The organism is Acidovorax sp. CF316, from assembly GCF_000276605.1.
In the GTDB taxonomy this organism is placed as follows: domain Bacteria; phylum Pseudomonadota; class Gammaproteobacteria; order Burkholderiales; family Burkholderiaceae_C; genus Acidovorax.
The window spans coordinates 1-15,006 of record NZ_AKJX01000090.1; the positions used below are offsets into that span (position 1 = coordinate 1).

A 15,006-nucleotide genomic window follows, 5' to 3' on the forward strand; every position below is an offset into this window, starting at 1 on the left:
GGCTGCTGCTCCTGCCGCAGCTCCGGCAGCACCGCCCAAGCCTGCCCGCCCCGTGGTGGCCGTGCGTGGCGACGACCGCCCCGGCATGAAGAAGGATGCGCCTGCGGCCCCAGGCCGTGGTGGACGCCCTGGCGAGCGCCGCGATGGCGGCCGCGGTGATGCAGCAGGCCGTGGCGGCCCGCGCGATGGCCGTCCTGGCGATCGCGGTGCAGACCGTGGCGGTGACCGCGGTGGTCGCTTCGGTGACCGCCCAGCCTATGAAGACCGTGGCCCGCGTCTGGGTGACACGGCCTTCCGCGCCCAGCGCGACGCCATGGAGCATGCCCAGCTGGCGCTCAAGAAGCTGGCGGCGCAGGCCCATGGCGAGGCGCTCACGCAACTGCTGTCGGCCTGGGAAAAGCGCGATGCGGCGCAGGTGCCGAGCACGCAGGACCTGGGTGGCCGCGTGACGCCGGCCGTGCGCACGGCCTGGACGCAGGCCCTGACGGCCGCGCCCAAGGGCGATGCCGCCGAAGCCCTGCTGCGCCTGGAGATGGCGGCCGAGGTTCCTACACCGGCCGAGCACATCTCTGCACGCCGCCTGCTGCAACTGCAACTGCTCACGCGCCGCAATGACCCGGCACCCGACCAGACCTGGGGCCAGGATGCCGCCCGCGTGCTGGCCAGCGCCAGCGATGCGGCCACGGCCCGCCGTCTGCAGAACGTGCTGAAGAACCTGCTGCGCAAGTAGCAAGCAAGAGGGTGCGGGGCTGCTGCCCCGCGCGCTTGCATGGCGCGCCTTCGCGTGCATGCCTTCGGGTATGGCTGCGAAGGCGCGTTGTTTTTGGCGGGTGCTGCGACAGAGCGGCTGGGTGCAGGGCCCGAGCCTTGGCGAGGGAGGGGCCTCAAGTCGCGCCGCAAAACAAAAAAGCCGTTGCGAATGCAACGGCTTTTTATGTGTTTGGTGCCCAGGAGAGGACTCGAACCTCCACGATGTTACTCGCTAGTACCTGAAACTAGTGCGTCTACCAATTCCGCCACCTGGGCTTTCAGATCAGATTTGAATTATAGAACGTTTTTTGGGGCCGCCAGGAAAGTTGCCCACTTTTTTGAAAATAGTTGGTGGCTTGCGCTGTGCCGCGAGCGGTTGCAGCGGGGTGCCGGAGGGTGCTCGTGCCGCACGTGAGCGCGAAGAGGGCACATGATTGCCGCGGTTCCGTCCTGGTGCCACCTCGCGCCGACGATGCCGCAAGGGGCAGGGCGGAAAATAAAAAAGCCGCTGTGGGTACAGCGGCTTCGATATTTTGAAAACCATCACCGGTTCTCGTTAAACTTGGTGCCCAGGAGAGGACTCGAACCTCCACGATGTTACTCGCTAGTACCTGAAACTAGTGCGTCTACCAATTCCGCCACCTGGGCATTTCAGGAAAGACTCAGATTGTATATCAAAAAATCCACCCCCGGCGCTACCGCTGCACATTTGTCGGACGAAATTGAAGGAAGCGTGCAGGGGCACCGTGATGGCCATGGTTTCGTCGTGCGTGATGACGGCGAAGGCGACATCTACATCCCCCCCAACGAGATGCGTGCCGTGCTGCACAAGGACCGCGTGCGCGTGCGCATCGTGCGCCAGGACCGCCGCGGCCGTCCCGAAGGCCGCGTGGTCGAGATCATCGAGCGCCCGCCCCAGCCCATCATCGGCCGCCTGCTGCAGGAAAGCGGCGTGTGGCTGGTCGCACCCGAAGACAAGCGCTACGGCCAGGATGTGTTGATCCCCAAGGGCGCCACCGGCGCCGCCAAGCCCGGCCAGGTGGTGGTGGTCGAACTGACCGAACCGCCGGCCCTGTTCGGCCAGCCCGTGGGCCGCATCACCGAAGTGCTCGGCGAGGTCGATGACCCGGGCATGGAGATCGAGATCGCGGTGCGCAAGTACGGCGTGCCGCACGAGTTCTCGGCCGAGTGCCTGGCCCAGGCCAAGGAGCTGCCGGACAAGGTGCGCGCGCAGGACAAGAAGCGCCGCGTCGACCTGACCGACGTGCCCCTGGTCACCATCGACGGCGAGGACGCGCGCGACTTCGACGATGCCGTGTACTGCGAGCCTGCGCGCGTGGGCCGCGGCAAGGGCTGGCGCCTGCTGGTGGCCATCGCCGACGTGAGCAACTATGTGGAGACCGGCAGCGCCATCGACATCGATGCCTACGACCGCGCCACCAGCGTGTACTTCCCGCGCCGCGTGATCCCCATGCTGCCCGAGAAGCTGTCCAACGGCCTGTGCTCGCTCAACCCCGATGTCGAGCGCCTGTGCATGGTCTGCGACATGCTGGTCAACGCCAAGGGTGAGGTGCATGCCTACCAGTTCTACCCGGCCGTGATGCACAGCCATGCCCGCTTCACCTACACCGAGGTGGCGGCCATCCTGGCAAACACGCGCGGGCCCGAGGCCAGCAAGCGCAAGGAGCGGATCCCCGACCTCCTCAACCTGCACGACGTGTACCGTGCGCTGCTGGTGGCACGCCGCCAGCGCGGCGCGGTGGACTTCGAGACCACCGAGACGCAGATCATCTGCGACGAGAACGGCCGCATCGAGAAGATCGTGCCGCGCACCCGCAACGATGCGCACAAGCTCATCGAAGAGGCCATGCTGGCCGCCAACGTCTGCAGCGCCGATTTCATCGCCCAGGGCGGCCAGCCCGGCCTGTTCCGCGTGCACGAAGGCCCCACGCCCGAGAAGCAGGAGATCCTGCGCAACTACCTCAAGGCCATGGCCGTGGGCATGACCATCGGCGACGATCCCAAGCCCTCGGAGTTCCAGGCCATCGCCGAGGCCACCAAGGACCGGCCCGACGCCCAGCAGATCCACACCATGCTGCTGCGCTCCATGCAGCAGGCCATCTACACGCCCGTCAACAGCGGCCACTTCGGCCTGGCATTCGAGGCGTATACCCACTTCACCAGCCCCATCCGGCGCTACCCCGACCTGCTGGTGCACCGCGTGATCAAGGCCATTCTGGGCAAGACGCAGTACAAGCTGCCTTCGCTGCCCACGCCGGGCGAGGCCCATGCCAAGCTGGCCAAGCGCCTGGCATCGCGCGTCGCGGCGCCCGGCATGAAGCCGCGCAAGGATGTGAAGCCCCCGAGCCGCGAGGTCCAGGCCTGGGAGGCCGCGGGCCTGCACTGCAGCGCCAACGAACGCCGCGCCGACGAGGCCAGCCGCGACGTGGAGGCCTGGCTCAAGTGCAAGTACATGCGCGAGCACCTGGGCGAGGAATACAGCGGCGTGGTCAGCGCGGCGACGAGCTTCGGCATCTTCGTCACGCTCGATGCCATGTACGTCGAGGGCCTGGTGCACATCACCGAACTTGGTGGCGAGTACTACAAGTTCGACGAGGCGCGCCAGGAGCTGCGCGGCGAGCGCACCGGCATCCGCTACGCCATCGGCGCGCGGGTGCGGGTGCAGGTCAGCCGCGTGGACCTCGACGGCCGCAAGATCGACTTCCGCCTGGTGCGCGAGGGCGAAGAACTCGTGGGCCGCGCGCTCAAGGACAAGGGCGTGTCGCAGGATGGCTCCGGTGGTTCCGGCAAGGGCCCGCGCAAGGGGGGCGGCGGCGGTGGCCGCTCCAAGCCGAAGGCGGCCGATCCCTCGGCCACCGAGATGGCATCGCTCACGCGCGAGCGCGCGGCGCGTTCACCGATCCAGGAGCTCAAGGCCTCGGTGAAGAAGGCTGCCGCCAAGGGCAAGCCTGGCAGCAAGGGGCGCAAGCCGCGCCGCGGCTGAGGCCTGGGGCACTCCGATGAACCGAACAGCCCGCGCCTGCGCGGGCTGTTTTTTTTCAGGGCCGTGCGGCGCGCTGGTCCGGGCCCTGCGGTGCGGTCTGTTGCAGGAACGCGAGGTAGCGCTGCGCCGTGTCGGCCGGGGCTTCCATCATGGGCAGGTGGCCGATGCCTGGCAGGGGCTCGATGCGTGCCTGGGGCAGCAGCGCGGCCAGGGCCTGGGTGCCCGAGATGTCGAACACGCGGTCCTGCTCGCCCCACAGCGCCAGCGCGGGCTGCTGCAGCCCTGCCAGCCGCTGCCCCAGCAGGTAGCGGTCCTTGAGCTGGGCATCCCACAGCCGCGTGTTGGATGCCGCGTTGCGCGCCGCTGCCTGCTCGGTGGCGTGCAGGATGGGGTAGGGCAGGAAGGGGCGCTTCTCGAACACCAGCGCCATCATGGCCTCGAAGGCGGCGGCATCGGGGGCTACCAGCGGGCGCTGCCCGGCATCGATGAGCTGGTCCATCCGGCTGGGCCGGGGCGAGCGCAGCCCGTGCGGGGCACCGATGAATGCCACGCTGGCCACGCGCTCCGGGTGCTCGCGCGCCAGCAGTGCCGCGATGGTGCCGCCCATGGAGTTGCCAGCCAGGTGGGCTTTTTCGATGCCCCAGGCATCCATGAGTGCGACCAGCCGCGCGACGTGGGCCGCGTAGTCGTAGGGCAGGGCTTCGTCGCGCGTGCTCTCGCCAAAGCCTGGCAGGTCCGGCACGACCACGCGGTGGGTGGCAGTGAGCGGGCGTGCAAAATCCGCCCAGTGGTCTTTCTCCGCAAAAATGCCATGCAGCAGGATGACGGGGAGCCGGCCACCGGCCGGCGCAGCGCTGCTGTCCAGGTAGTGCACTTCGTGCCCGTTGATGCGGGTCGTGTGGGCGGCCAGGCCCGACAGCTGGCGGTTGAGTTGCAGCAAGGGCTGTTGGAACAGGGCCGGTGCAGCGTAGTAGAGCGCGGTGGTGGCCAGCACCAGTGCTGCCGCGGTAAAAAGGACAATGCGCTTCAAGAACAGGTCTCCGGTGGGTGGGGATCGATGAAGGCTACCGGGAGCATGGTTTGAAGACTTGCATGTTTGGGCTGCGCCAGTGAACAGCACGCTGACCCTGGGGGGCGACCGGGCCCTGTATGTGGGCGGCTTGCCGCCCACGGGTTGGCATGGGCATGCGGCGCCGGTGCTGTTGATCGGCCTGTCGGGCCGCTTCGCCCTGCATTTGGAGGGCGGGCGGGTGGAGCGCTGCCACAGCGCCCTGGTCGATGCCGGCGTGCAGCACCTGCTGGACCCCTGCGGCGAGCAGGTGGCGCTGATGTACCTGGAGCCCGACTCGCACGAGGCGCGCAGCCTGCGCCAGCCCTTTGCCGTGCACGGTGGCGTGATCCCGGACGTGGCCATCCCGGTGCGCTCGCGCAGCGCCATGGACGCCTACCTGCACCACTTCGATCTGCCGTCGCTGCTGCGGCTGCGCTGCGACCCCGGCAGGCCGCTCGATGTGCGCGTGCAGCGCAGCCTGCAGTGGCTGCGCCACCCCGGCGAGGCGCGGCTCGGGCGCGACGGCCTGGCATCGGGCGTGCAGTTGTCGGCATCGCACTTCAACCATTTGTTCCGGGCCGAGATGGGCGTCAGCTTGCGCAGCTACCGGGTGTGGTCGCAGGTGCGCCTGGCGATGGCGGGGCTGGCGACCAGCCCGCGCCTGACCGATGCCGCCCTGCACGGTGCCTTCAGCGACTCGGCCCACTTCAGCCGCATGTTCCGCCAGACCTTCGGCATGACGCCGTCGAGCGTGCTCAAGCCCCTGAAGGAAGTGCGGCTGGTGCCCTGAGCCCCGGCATCCCTTGCTTCTTCAGGGTGCGATGCGCCGGGCCAGTGCGCTGGCCGTGAGGGCTTGTCCGGCGGGCCACAGGTCCGCCGCCAGGCCATGGGCGTAGACCGCCTCGCTGGCGGCGCGCAAGGCGCCGGCACCCGCGGCCAGGCGGGCGCCCACCATGCCGGCCAGCACGTCGCCCGTGCCGGCGGTGGCCAGCCGGCCGTTGCCCGTGGGGTTGATGGCAGGCACGCGGTCGGCCGCGCTCACCACCGTGCCCGAGCCCTTGAGCACGGCCACGCAGTTGAACTGGGCGGCCAATTGCTGGGCGGCATCCAGCCGGTCGGCCTGCACCTCGGCGGTGGTCAGGCCCAGCAGGCGTGCGGCCTCCAGCGGGTGCGGGGTGAGCACGGTGGGCTGGCCGTGCTGGCCGCGCGCCACCACCAGGGCGTGCAGCGCGGCATCGCGCGCGATGAGGTTCAGGGCATCGGCATCGAGCACCAGGCGCGCCGCACGCGTGATCACCTCGCGCAGCACGCTGCCCACGGCCTCGCCGCCACCGCAGCCGCAGACCACGGTGAGCTGGCCCAGTTCCAGCGCGCCAAAGCGGCGCAGCATCAGCTCGGGCTGCTGCAGGTCCACCTCCATGTGGCCGGCATCCAGCAGGGCCACCAGCACACGGCCCGCGCCCTGGTGCAGGGCGGCCGATGCGGCCAGCAGGGTAGCACCCGCCATGCCCATGCCGCGCAGGGCCAGGCCTTCGCCGCCCACCACGGCCACGTCGCCATGGCTGCCCTTGTGGCTGGCATGTGCGCGCGGCGCGGGCAGGGGCGGGCCGGTGAGCCAGGCATTGGGGGGCTCGTGGCCGGGCGCCACGCCCAGGTCGTCGAGCCACACGCTGCCCGCTGCATCGCGCCCGGCTGCCGTGAACAGGCCGGGCTTGAGCGTGAGCAGGCTCAGCGTGTGGCGTGGCGAGGGCGTGTGGTGCAGCAGGGCATCGGGCGCCAGGCCCGGGCCGAACTGGCCGGTGTCCGCACCGAGGCCTGAGGGCAGATCCACCGACAGCACCGGTGCCGGGCTGGCCTGCAGTTGCCGCAGGCAGGCCAGCAGGCGTTCGTTGGGGGCGCGCGGTGCTGCGTTCGCTGCCGGGGTGGTGATGCCGATGCCCAGCAGGGCGTCGATGCACAGGTCCGCCCCGGTGAGATCGGTGGGGGCTGCATCGGCCCATTCCACGCCGGCGGCCAGGGCCCGTTCCCACGACTGGCGCGCGTCGGGCGGCGCGGTCTCGGACGTGCCCAGCCAGGTCACCACCACGCGGCGCCCGGCCAGGCGCAGGTGCATGGCGGCCTCCAGGCCGTCGCCGCCGTTGTTGCCCGCGCCGCAGGCGATCCACACCGTGCGCGCATGGGGTGCCAGGGCCTGCGCCAGCCGGGCCACGGCCAGGCCGGCGCGCTGCATCAGCGTATGGGGCGGCAGGCCGGCAGCGGCTTCGCGCTCGATGCGGCGGGTGGCGGCGGTGTGGTGCAGGGCATGGGGGTGCCCGGGGGTGATGCGGTGCATGCGCGCATTGTGCGCCGTCAGGGCCATGGGCGGGTCTGCCTGCGCCGAGGGCGGTCGGTCCCAATGTGTGGCATCGTACGCCTGCTGAGGCTATGGCCGCGCTGGAGGAACTGGAAGAAACGGCCAGGCTCTGGCGGCTCTCGGGGGTCGCCTGCACCCGTCTTGGGGGTGGCGAACTGGCCGGTCTGCAAACTGCATTGGGAGCCCTCTGGTGACGACAACCCTTCCCTTGAGAACCTTTGGCCTGGCGGCGCACCGCCTGCACCGCTCGACCGCAGATGGCGGCCTGGCCCGATGGGCCGCGGCGTCGCGGTCGGTGCTGCAGGAGCTCCAGCTGGGTGTTGCCGCCGTGGGAGGATCGGCCGACGCCATCGAGCAACTGGCCCTGGCCGAGCACTTTCCGCGCCTCATGCGCCTGCCCTATGGGCGCGAAGGCGGCGTGATGCGCATGGTCTCGCGCATCGCGGGCGGCGTGCATACCGAGCAGGAGCTGGCCGGCGCCATCTACCTGCTGGACCCGCTCGACCCCTCGTCCCTGTACCCCGAGGCGCAGGCCCTCAAGCGCCAGTGCATATCGCATGGCAAGCCCCTGCTGCTGACCGTGGCGGCGGCCGCCGAATGGGTGGCCGTGGAGGCTGCGCTCCAGGCCGGGGTCTCGCTGCGCCAGCGCCCGCCGGCCATGGTGCCCTTGATCGGGCAGCAGTCGCTGGCATTGATCGCCCATGACGCCCTCAAGTCGGCCATGGTGGACTTTGCGCACCGCCATTTCGACCTGCTCTCGCAAACGCAGGAGCGCTTTGCCACCGGCACCACGGGCGGGAGGCTCAACGAGATGGCCTGGTCACGCGGCTGGCCGCGCGAGCGGCCGTGGGTGCAGCCCCTGCGCAGCGGTCCGCTGGGCGGCGATGCGCAGATTGCCGAGCTGGTGCTCGACCAGCGCTGCGACAAGGTGCTGTTCTTCGAGGATGTGCATGTCGCGCGCCAGCACGAGGCGGACATCCAGCTGCTGGAGCGCGCGGTCTGCACCAAGAGCTTCGAGGCCGCCTGCTACCACACGCCGGCCATGGCCGATGCCTGGGCCCGCGCCTGGGCCTAGGCCTAGGCCGGCGCTCCCGTCCCGGCGGGGCTTATCCGAAGCGCCGCATCCCCAGTCCGTCCAGGTCCACGGCGGGGTTGCGCTGGGCCACCAGGTCGGCAATCGCGCGCGCGCTGCCGCTGGCCAGGGCAAAACCGCCCGTGCCGTGGCCGGTGTTGAGCCACAGGCCCGGCACGCCACTGGCGCCGATCACGGGCGCACCGTCGGGCAGCATGGTGCGCGCGCCGCGCCAGGCCTGCACGCCGGTGGACAGCTGTGCACCGCCCGGGAACCAGTCGTTGAGCGTGCGGTACAGGCGCGCCAGCGTGGGTGCATGGTGCTCGGCGTCGGCGCTGCCCAGCTCCGCCCCGCCGGCCACGCGCACGCGCAGGCCCAGGCGGGTGATGCTGATCTGCTGCTGCACATCGACCACGCTGGCCTGCGGGGCGTGCGTGTCCTCGCGCAGCGGTGCGCTGATGGAGTAGCCATGCACGGCCGTCATCGGCAGCCGCAGGCCGAAGGCGGGCAGCAGGGCGGCCGAGGCCATGCCGGCACACAGCACCACGGCATCGAAGCGCTGCGGCGTGGCCTCGCCAGCGAGCACCACGCCCGTGGGGCTGGTGGACAGGCGCTCCACACGCGTGCCAAAGGCGAAGTGCACGCCGCCGGCCTGCGTGCCCTGGCGCAGCAGCTGCGCAAACAGGCGGCAGTTGCCGGCGGCAGCGCCGGGCAGCGAGATGGCGCCGGCCAGCGGCGTTTCGGGGCACAGGCCGGGCTCGAGCTTCTGGGCGGCGGCGGCATCGATCTCCTGCACGGCCACGCCGGCATCGCGCAGGCACTGCAAGGCTGGCTGCAGGGCGGTGCGGTCCTGCTCGGTGCGCAGCAGCAGCAGGCGGCCGGGGCTGGCCTCGAAGTCGAGTTCGTGCTCGGAGGCGATCTGCAGCGTGCGTTCCAGGCTGTACTGCGCCAGCCGCTCGAGGGCGGTGGCCGGGCCGGGGCCGCGCCTGGCCAGGCGTTTCCATTGCCATAGCCAGGAGACGTCGGCGCGGCCGAAGCCCGGGCCCAGGCGCACCGTGGACTGCGCCCCCAGCAGGCGTGGGGCGGGCGCCATGCCCGGCAGTGACCAGGGGGTGGGCAGCACGGGGGCCAGCAGGCCGGCGGCGGCGAAACTGGCGTCCTCGGCAGCGGCGTTGCGCTGCTCGAGGACGGTGACCTCATGGCCGTCGCGGGCCAGTTCGTAAGCAGTGGTGACGCCGATGATGCCGGCGCCCACGATGGCAATCTTCATGGGTGGGAGTATGGGTTGCGTTGGCCGGTTTCCGGCGAACGCCGGTCGCTATTTTTCTTGTAGTGCTTTTTCGATCTGCAGGCTGGCGTTGAGAACGCCGTCGTCGCGCATCGCTCCCTGCCAGACCATCAGGCCGACCGGGAGTTCCCCCTGCACGTGGCAGGGCAGCGACAGTGCGCAGCCGTCCAGCAGGTTCACCAGGCTGGTGTTGCGCAGCAGCAGGGTGTTGACGCGGAAGAACTCTTCGTCGCGCTCGCTGCCCGGTGCCACGCTGGCGATGGTGGGCGCCGTGATCGGCACGGTGGGCGAGAGCAGGGCGTCGTAGCCGTCGATGGCGGCGTGCATGCGCTCCTGCCAGGCGCGGCGCATGCCGACGAGGGCGATGTACTCCCATGCCGCAAGCGTGGCGCCCTTTTCGATGCGGGCGCGCACCCGCGGGTCGTAGTGGTCGCCCTTGGCGGCCAGCAGTTCGCGGTGCCAGGCGTAGGCCTCGGGGGGTGAGAAGCCGTACGCGGGCTGCTGCGCCGCCTCGGGCAGGGCGATGGTGTCGATGCGCGCGCCGGCACTGCGCAGCGTGGCCAGGGTGCGCTCGAAGGCGCGGGCCACCGTGGCGTCCATGCCGTCCAGGAACAGGGTGGTGGGCACGGCCAGCCGGTAACCGGCCAGCGGGGCAGGGCTGCGCGTGACGCGCGTGGCCGACAGCAGCTCGTGCACCAGGATGGCATCGCGCACGCTGCGTGTCATGGCGCAGGCGGTGTCGAGCGTGGTGGACAGGGGTACCGCGCCCGTGGTGGGCACCAGGCGCTGCGTGTTCTTGAAACCCACGATGCCGTTCAGGGCCGCCGGGATGCGGATGGAGCCGCCCGTGTCCGAGCCCAGGCCCACGAAGGCCGCGCCCGTGGCCACGGAGACCGCTGCCCCCGAAGAGGAGCCGCCAGGCACGCGGGCTTCGCCGGGCAGGGCGCCAAAGCGCGCATCCCAGGCGGCGGGCGTACCGAAGTGGGGGTTCACCCCGACGCCGGAGAAGGCGAACTCAACCATGTTCGTGCGGCCGATGAGGCTGGCGCCGGCTGCCCGCAGCCGGGCAACTGCCGGGCTGTCCTGTTGCGCCGCGGGGCTGCCGGCGAGTGCGGTGGAGCCGGCCGTCGTGGCCTGGCCCGCGATGTCGAACAGGTCCTTGACCGAGACCGCCAGCCCGGCCAGGGGCTGGTCGATGGTGCCCGATTGCACCACGGTGGTGCGCGCAGTGTCGAAATGGGTCTGCAGGAAGGTGTGGGTGTTGGCCGGTGCCTGTGCTGCGGCGATGCAGCGTTCGAGTTCGGTGGCCGGGGTGCTGGCGCCTGCCCGCAGCGCCGAGCGGGTGGCAAGAAGGTCGGGACGCATGGGTGTGCTAGAATCCTTGGGTTTTGCTGGGAGCAGTAGCGCTTTGCGCGTGGCGGCTTGTAGCAAAACCAATCGCAAACCAGCCCTGTCAAGGTGTTGCAGCGGTCGTGGGAAACACGGCGTTGCAAATATTGGGGCTGATTTTAGACCTAACCTTTGGAGTATTTTTATGTCCGTTACCATGCGCGAAATGCTGGAAGCCGGTGTCCACTTCGGTCACCAAACCCGCTTCTGGAACCCCAAGATGGCCCCCTACATCTTCGGCCATCGCAACAAGATCCACATCATCAACCTGGAAAAGTCGCTGCCACTGTTCCAGGAAGCCCAGAAGTTCGCCAAGCAACTGGCTGCCAACCGCGGCACGATCCTGATGGTCGGCACGAAGCGCCAAGCCCGCGAAATCCTGTCCACCGAAGCGCAACGCGCTGGCGTGCCTTTCGTCGACCAGCGCTGGCTGGGCGGCATGCTGACGAACTTCAAGACCGTGAAGACCTCGATCAAGCGCTTGAAGGACATGAAGGCCCAGCTGGAAACCGGCCTGGACAGCCTGAGCAAGAAGGAACAGCTCACGTTCACCCGTGAGATCGAGAAGCTCGAGAAGGACATCGGCGGCATCCAGGACATGGCTGCACTGCCCGACGCCATCTTCATCATCGACGTGGGCTTCCACAAGATCGCCGTGGCCGAAGCCAAGAAGCTCGGTATCCCGCTGATCGGCGTGGTCGACACGAACCACTCGCCTGAAGGCATCGACTACGTGATCCCCGGCAACGACGACTCGGCCAAGGCTGTGACGCTGTACGCCCGCGGCATCGCTGACGCGATCATCGAAGGCCGTGCCAACGCAGTGAACGAAGTCGTCAAGGCCGCCACCGGCGAAAGCAGCGACGAATTCGTGGAAGTGCAAGAAGCCGCCGCCTGATAGCCCGGCTGCGCGATCCGTCGCGAACAAAAGCGGGGCTCTGTTGGCCCCCTTTTTTTTAGCCCGAATCTGAACCCACTGAACTGAACACCGAAGGAACAAAGATGGCTGCAATTACCGCAAGCATGGTTGCCGAACTGCGCGGCAAGACCGACGCCCCGATGATGGAATGCAAGAAGGCCCTGACGGAAGCCGACGGCGACATGGCCAAGGCCGAAGAGCTGCTGCGCGTCAAGCTGGGCACCAAGGCCGGCAAGGCCGCCTCGCGCATCACCGCCGAAGGCGTGGTCGCCAGCTTCATCAGCGGCACCACCGGCGCCCTGGTCGAAGTGAACAGCGAAACCGACTTCGTGAGCAAGAACGACAGCTTCATCGCACTGGCCAACGCCGCTGCCGAGCTGGTCGCCAAGCACAACCCCGCCGACGTGGCTGCCCTGGGTGCGCTGGCCTACGAGCAAGACAGCTTCGGCCCCACGCTGGAAGACGTGCGCAAGGGTCTGATCGGCAAGATCGGCGAGAACATGTCGTTCCGCCGCTTCAAGCAGTTCAGTGGCAGCAACAAGCTGGCCTCCTACCTGCACGGCACGCGCATCGGCGTGGTCGTCGAGTTCGAAGGCGACGAAACGGCTGCCAAGGACGTTGCCATGCACGTGGCCGCCATGAAGCCCGTGGCCCTGACCAGCGCCGACGTGCCTGCCGACCTGATCGAAAAAGAGCGCTCGGTGGCTGCTGCCAAGGCGGCTGAAGACAAGGCCAAGGCCGAAGCCGAAGGCAAGCCCGTGCAGTCCGACGAAATCGTCGCCAAGCGTATCGAAGGCGGCGTGCAGAAGTACCTCAAGGAAGTCTCGCTGTTCAACCAGGTCTTCGTGAAGGCTGCGGACGGCAAGCAGACCGTCGAGCAGATGCTCAAGGCCACCAACACCACCGTCAAGGGCTTCACCCTGTACGTGGTCGGCGAAGGCATCGAGAAGAAGGTCGACGACTTCGCAGCCGAAGTGGCCGCCCAGGTGGCTGCCGCCAAGGCCGCGGCCTGATCGCCGCCGACTCCCGCAACAACCCCACCAAAGCCCTGCACCACCTACCGGAGAAATTTCCCATGTCCAACGCTGCACCAGCCCACAAGCGCATCCTGCTCAAGCTGTCTGGTGAGGCGCTGATGGGGGACGACGCCTTCGGTATCAACCGCGCCACCATCGTGCGCATGGTGGAGGAGATTGCCGAAGTCACCCGCCTGGGCGTGCAGGTGGCGGTGGTGATCGGTGGGGGCAATATCTTCCGTGGCGTCGCGGGCGGCTCGGTCGGAATGGACCGGGCCACTGCCGACTACATGGGCATGCTGGCCACCGTGATGAATGCGCTGGCCCTGGCCGATGCGATGGACAAGCAGGGTTTGATCGCCCGCGTGATGTCCGCCATCGCCATCGAGCAGGTGGTCGAGCCCTATGTGCGCCCCAAGGCGCTGCAGTACCTTGAAGAGGGCAAGGTGGTGGTCTTTGCGGCCGGCACCGGCAACCCCTTCTTCACCACCGACACGGCTGCGGCCCTGCGCGGTGCCGAGATCGGTGCCGAGCTGGTGCTCAAGGCCACCAAGGTGGACGGCGTTTATACTGCCGACCCCCAGAAGGATCCCACGGCCACGCGCTACACGAAGCTCAGCTTCGACGAGGCCATGTCCCGCAACCTGGGCATCATGGATGCGACCGCCTTCGCCCTGTGCCGCGACCAGAAGCTGCCGGTGCGGGTGTTCTCGATCATCAAGCACGGTGCGCTCAAGCGCGTGGTGATGGGCGAGGACGAAGGCACGCTGGTCTACGCCTGATGACGATGCACGGGCCGGCTGCGCGCTGGCCCGTCTCTGGTCCGCCCCGAGGAGAAAAACATGACGATTGCCGACATCAAGAAGAACGCAGAGACCAAGATGGACCAGTCCATCATGGCCTTCAAGAACAACCTGCAGAAGATCCGCACGGGTCGTGCCAACCCGTCGCTGCTCGACAGCGTGCAGGTCGAGTACTACGGCTCCTTCGTGCCCCTGTCGCAGGTGGCCAACGTGGCGCTGATCGACTCGCGCACCATCAGCGTCCAGCCCTGGGAAAAGGGCATGGGCGCCAAGATCGAAAAGGCCATCCGCGAAAGCGACCTGGGCCTGAACCCGGCCTCCATGGGCGACCTGATCCGCGTGCCCATGCCGCCGATGAGCGAAGAGCGCCGCAAGGAAATGACCAAGCTGGCCCGCACCGAGGGCGAGAGCGCCAAGATCGCCATCCGCAACCTGCGCCGCGACGCCAATGAAGCCGTCAAGAAGCTGGTCAAGGACAAGCTGGCGTCCGAAGACGACCAGAAGCGCGCCGAAGCCGATGTGCAGAAGTTCACCGACCGGCACATTGCCGAAGTCGATGCGCTGGTGGCGGCCAAGGAACAGGAAATCATGGCGGTTTGAGCCCCGGTTCACGGGCTCGATCGTTCTACATGTCTGTACCGCAGGTGGTGCCACACCACATCGCCATCGTCATGGATGGCAACGGCCGCTGGGCCACGCGCCGCTTCCTGCCGCGCCTGGCTGGCCACAAGCAAGGGGTTGATTCACTGCGCCGCTGCGCTCGCGCCTGCGTGCAGCGCGGCGTGGGTGTGCTCACCGTCTTTGCCTTCTCTTCCGAAAACTGGAACCGCCCGGCCGAAGAGGTCTCCGGCCTCATGGAGCTCCTGGCCATGGCGCTGGCGCGCGAGGTGCCCCAGCTCCTGAAGGACGGCGTGCGCCTGTACTTCGTGGGCGAGCGCGCGGGCCTGTCGGCCAAGGTGCGTGACGGCCTGGCCCAGGCCGAGGCCGCCACGGCGCACAACACGCGCCTGGTGCTCAACGTCTGTTTCAACTACGGCGGGCGCTGGGACATCGCCCAGGCGGCTGCGGCCCTGGCTGCCAAGGGTGAGCCGATCACCGAGGCCAGCCTGAATGCGGCCATGGGCATGGCCCATGTACCCGATCCGGACCTCGTGGTCCGCACCGGCGGGGAGATGCGCATCAGCAATTTCCTGCTCTGGCAGGTGGCCTATTCCGAGCTGTTCTTCAGCGACCGGCTGTGGCCGGATTTCGACGAATCCGCACTCGACGAAGCCATTGCGGCTTACAGTGCGCGGGAACGCCGTTTCGGCAAAACCTCTGAACAGCTCCTGTCCGCGCATCCCGATCCGATGCCGGGCTGA

The 15,006-nt window shown here is 68.7% G+C and carries 12 protein-coding genes, 2 tRNA genes and 1 pseudogene; 9 read left to right on the top strand and 6 right to left on the bottom strand.

The window, feature by feature from the left end; genetic code table 11:
* Nucleotides 1–730: pseudogene (locus PMI14_RS34110) on the top strand (DUF349 domain-containing protein); the annotation flags it as partial.
* A 211-nt stretch (nt 731–941) separates the two neighbouring features.
* Here the strand turns inward: PMI14_RS34110 and PMI14_RS07560 are convergent.
* Nucleotides 942–1,026 (bottom strand) — tRNA-Leu (locus PMI14_RS07560).
* A gap of 287 nt (nt 1,027–1,313) precedes the next feature.
* Nucleotides 1,314–1,398 (bottom strand) — tRNA-Leu (locus tag PMI14_RS07565).
* A 19-nt stretch (nt 1,399–1,417) separates the two neighbouring features.
* Here PMI14_RS07565 and rnr point away from each other — a divergent pair.
* Nucleotides 1,418–3,754 (top strand): ribonuclease R, encoded by a 2,337-nt coding sequence (gene rnr, locus PMI14_RS07570; RefSeq protein ID WP_007852265.1) that lies wholly within the window; start codon nt 1,418–1,420, stop codon nt 3,752–3,754.
* Between the two features lie 55 nt (nt 3,755–3,809).
* On the opposite strand, the gene PMI14_RS07575 is transcribed toward rnr, so the two are convergent.
* A complete protein-coding gene (locus tag PMI14_RS07575) occupies nt 3,810–4,784 on the bottom strand; it encodes an alpha/beta fold hydrolase (protein ID WP_007852269.1) in 975 nt (324 codons plus the stop codon).
* A 79-nt stretch (nt 4,785–4,863) separates the two neighbouring features.
* Between PMI14_RS07575 and PMI14_RS07580 the strand changes: the two genes are divergently transcribed.
* On the top strand, nt 4,864–5,595 hold the full coding sequence (locus PMI14_RS07580) for an AraC family transcriptional regulator (protein ID WP_007852270.1): 732 nt from the start codon (nt 4,864–4,866) through the stop codon (nt 5,593–5,595).
* A gap of 21 nt (nt 5,596–5,616) precedes the next feature.
* Here PMI14_RS07580 and PMI14_RS07585 read toward each other — a convergent pair whose 3' ends face one another.
* Entirely contained in the window at nt 5,617–7,137 is a 1,521-nt protein-coding gene (locus PMI14_RS07585; RefSeq protein ID WP_035202794.1) for a bifunctional ADP-dependent NAD(P)H-hydrate dehydratase/NAD(P)H-hydrate epimerase, read from the bottom strand.
* Nucleotides 7,138–7,366: 229 nt separating this feature from the next.
* Here PMI14_RS07585 and PMI14_RS07590 point away from each other — a divergent pair, with 229 nt between their 5' ends.
* On the top strand, nt 7,367–8,233 hold the full coding sequence (locus PMI14_RS07590; protein WP_238541816.1) for a methylglyoxal synthase: 867 nt from the start codon (nt 7,367–7,369) through the stop codon (nt 8,231–8,233).
* A 31-nt stretch (nt 8,234–8,264) separates the two neighbouring features.
* Here the strand turns inward: PMI14_RS07590 and PMI14_RS07595 are convergent, their stop codons facing one another.
* Nucleotides 8,265–9,500 (bottom strand): FAD-dependent oxidoreductase, encoded by a 1,236-nt coding sequence (locus PMI14_RS07595; protein WP_007852274.1) that lies wholly within the window; start codon nt 9,498–9,500, stop codon nt 8,265–8,267.
* A gap of 48 nt (nt 9,501–9,548) precedes the next feature.
* Nucleotides 9,549–10,883, bottom strand: a complete 1,335-nt coding sequence (locus tag PMI14_RS07600) for an amidase (protein ID WP_007852276.1) — start codon at nt 10,881–10,883, stop codon at nt 9,549–9,551.
* A 169-nt stretch (nt 10,884–11,052) separates the two neighbouring features.
* On the opposite strand from PMI14_RS07600, the gene rpsB reads away from it, so the two are divergent.
* The 5 genes from rpsB (at nt 11,053) to uppS (ending at nt 15,006) form a co-directional block, all read left to right on the top strand.
* Nucleotides 11,053–11,805 (top strand): 30S ribosomal protein S2, encoded by a 753-nt coding sequence (gene rpsB, locus PMI14_RS07605; RefSeq protein ID WP_007852278.1) that lies wholly within the window; start codon nt 11,053–11,055, stop codon nt 11,803–11,805.
* A gap of 104 nt (nt 11,806–11,909) precedes the next feature.
* A complete protein-coding gene (gene tsf / locus PMI14_RS07610; RefSeq protein WP_007852280.1) occupies nt 11,910–12,839 on the top strand; it encodes a translation elongation factor Ts in 930 nt (309 codons plus the stop codon).
* A gap of 62 nt (nt 12,840–12,901) precedes the next feature.
* Entirely contained in the window at nt 12,902–13,624 is a 723-nt protein-coding gene (pyrH, locus tag PMI14_RS07615) for a UMP kinase (RefSeq protein ID WP_007852283.1), read from the top strand.
* A 60-nt stretch (nt 13,625–13,684) separates the two neighbouring features.
* Complete coding sequence (frr, locus tag PMI14_RS07620; protein ID WP_007852286.1) at nt 13,685–14,245, top strand: ribosome recycling factor; 561 nt, start codon at nt 13,685–13,687, stop codon at nt 14,243–14,245.
* A 29-nt stretch (nt 14,246–14,274) separates the two neighbouring features.
* Nucleotides 14,275–15,006 (top strand): polyprenyl diphosphate synthase, encoded by a 732-nt coding sequence (uppS, locus tag PMI14_RS07625; RefSeq protein WP_007852292.1) that lies wholly within the window; start codon nt 14,275–14,277, stop codon nt 15,004–15,006.